Here is a 2,475-nt window from a genome sequence, read left to right as displayed (position 1 = left end):
GGGGTTCAACGCATTCACCGAAGCCTGGCAGAAGTACGACGAAAACTACCGGGCAAGAAAAGATCAGCTCCTGGCTGCCGGCGTGAACGCCAGCAGCGTGAACAAGCTGATCAAAAAAGAGGCCGAAACCAACCCAGCACTAAAAAACCGCACCGTTTTTCATTTGAGACAGATGTTTTAACTCCCGAAATCCGGCGTCACCGGGAGGCAGCAAAACTGCTGTGGCAACGAGACCACGGGAAACGATGGTCACCTCAACACCAAGAACGGCTTGATGCTGTCTGGAGTCCCGATACCAAGGGCGCCCGCCCCTTTCTCCATCTCGTCAACCGTCGCTGCCCCGTCAGTGGAATCAAAAACGCAGCCGAGGCCATGAAAAACTACTACGCCAGTAAAACTGGTCGAAGAAAAGGCCGGGCTATGGGAAAACCCCAGCGCAAGACCCACCGATCTCGGAAATCAGTCACCATTCACCCAGACAGCAGAATGGGGCCAAAAGGCTGCCCTCCACCCCGAGGGCAGCCCCAGATCACCGGGTACAAGCATCTATACCTGGCCAATCTTTTCTCGCATGCCTCCAAGCCGGATAAAAAAGACCGGATATTGCGCGTACGCGTCCATGGCTCCACCAGACGGTTGGTCAAAGCTCTGCAGAACCACCCTGACGCCAAAATCAGCAATTTTACGATCTCCCAAAAAGGCGGCTACTGGTACGTCGCTGTGATGGTTAAGTCAGCTCAACGCCAACCATCGCTAACCCGACGGCAAAAACAAGCAGACACCCTGGGCATCGATATCGGCATCCACAACTACCTATCGCTCTCGGATGGCTCCACAGTCATCCAGCTTCCACCACTGCTCCAGCGCAACATCAAACGATCGAAAAACCTACGTAAAAAGCTGGCCCGGAGCCAAAAGGGATCCAACCGCCGTCGAAAGCTCATCGCCACGATCAAACGCGTCGACCACGAGCTGAAGTTGCAGCGCGATGGGTTTGTTCATCAGATCACCGCCGAACTGGCCCGCAACTATGCCCTGATCGGCATCGAAGACCTCAATGTTAAAGGCATGACTCGTTCAGCCAGGGGAACCGTAGACGCACCGGGAACAAACGTGAGGGCGAAATCATCCCTCAACCGCCGAATGCTTGAGGGGATCCCTGGCGAGTTTCGTCGCCAGCTGGAGTACAAAACCAAGCGCACCGGCGCTGCTCTAGAGGTCATCGACCGGTTTTACCCATCCTCCAAAACCTGCTCGAGGTGTGGTTGGAAAAACGAGAATCTTTCCCTGAGTAACCGTCAATTCACATGTCTAGAATGCGGCCTATCACTCGACCGGGACCACAACGCCGCATTGAACATCGCAGCTGAGGCCGAAAGGAAACACCTGAAAGACACTAAGTCACCCAAACCCAGCCACGACTAACCAGACCCAAAACGTAGCGGCAACGGGGCTTCTTCCCCTCTTAACCCCGAGCTGGGACCCCACCCTCGCGGTCGCTACAGCCCCACAAGATGGGGCCAACGAGTCGAGAATCCTATACCAACCCCTGCACGTTCTTGGCTGCGGTGATGTGCTCTGCCCATGGTCTGTCCTGGCAGACCCGGGCAAGGTTTCCGACGCTAACCTACGAGCACAGCCTCATCACCCGCGATAGTTACCCCCATACCTTGGGCGACGGTCTGTCGTCCCGCACTTCGGGAAGTCTGGAGTTAGCGACTATCCACTCCGCCGCAGAGGGATCAATCCAGGTAGACAGCTTCTCTATAGCCTGCTGCGCTCGATCGAGGTTATCGTTTTCGTCCTGCAGGTCCTTTTTGATAATCGGCTCATGATGGGCGCACCGGTTACGCAGGTTGTAGACCACACCAACTTCACTTCTGAACTCGTCAAGGCTGGGAACAAGGACATCAGGCTTGCTTCCGCCAGTGGCAGGTGCCTGTGTGCCGACCAAATCTTTACGAACCAGCGGCCAGAGAGTAGAGGCGTAGGTTTTGGTGAACAGGTAGGCCCAGAAATCGAAGCTGAGTTCAGCGATAACCCGCCCCGGCGGTGGGGCTTGCTCTCTTCGTGTGCAGGCACGGCGTTCTGCTTTTTTAATGGCTCTCTCGGCCGGTTTTTCGAAGGGGATGGCCGGGTGGGTGTACCACCTGGGTCCGTAGCGCGGAGCGACGGCGGCGTCTACGCAGTTTCGTAGCAGCACCTCGACATGTTGGAGGTCCTCCAGGAAGGCCTTGGTGACGCGCGTGTTCCAGAGGTAGAGGGATTCAGGATCTGGGTGGTGGGCATAGGTGCTCATCCGCGCAGGTGAGAACCACTTGTCAAGATTGATCGTCAGATTTTCGTTGGAATTCATGGGGACAAATGTTACGATTTTCTATGAAAGCCCCGGAGCGATCCCTGCGTTTTAGATGCATATCACCGGGGTTACTGATTTTTTGGGGGAGGCTCGGGCGCATAACGGCAGGCCAATGC

The 2,475-nt window shown here is 55.9% G+C and carries 3 protein-coding genes; 2 read left to right on the top strand and 1 reads right to left on the bottom strand.

Going from position 1 to position 2,475, the window contains the following annotated elements; translation table 11 throughout:
• The coding region (locus tag L8V00_RS09945) for a hypothetical protein (protein ID WP_269944927.1) at nt 1-181 on the top strand (181 nt) is incomplete at its 5' end.
• A gap of 8 nt (nt 182-189) precedes the next feature.
• Nucleotides 190-1,425 (top strand): RNA-guided endonuclease InsQ/TnpB family protein, encoded by a 1,236-nt coding sequence (locus L8V00_RS09940; protein ID WP_306497236.1) that lies wholly within the window; start codon nt 190-192, stop codon nt 1,423-1,425.
• Between the two features lie 232 nt (nt 1,426-1,657).
• On the opposite strand, the gene L8V00_RS09935 is transcribed toward L8V00_RS09940, so the two are convergent.
• Nucleotides 1,658-2,356: an Abi family protein gene (locus L8V00_RS09935; RefSeq protein ID WP_034966322.1), complete on the bottom strand. Its 699-nt coding sequence runs from the start codon at nt 2,354-2,356 to the stop codon at nt 1,658-1,660.
• Between the last annotated feature and the right edge of the window lie 119 nt (nt 2,357-2,475).

Origin of the sequence: Corynebacterium evansiae, from assembly GCF_027570065.1 — a bacterium.
Lineage (GTDB): Bacteria > Actinomycetota > Actinomycetes > Mycobacteriales > Mycobacteriaceae > Corynebacterium > Corynebacterium evansiae.
The sequence above is the reverse complement of the archived record's forward strand: the minus strand, read 5'-3'. Positions and strand labels throughout refer to the sequence as shown.

What these genes read in the sequence shown, in the direction of transcription:
- L8V00_RS09935 (WP_034966322.1), bottom strand. Translation starts at nt 2,356, where the DNA reads ATGAATTCCAACGAAAATCTGACGATCAATCTTGACAAGTGGTTCTCA.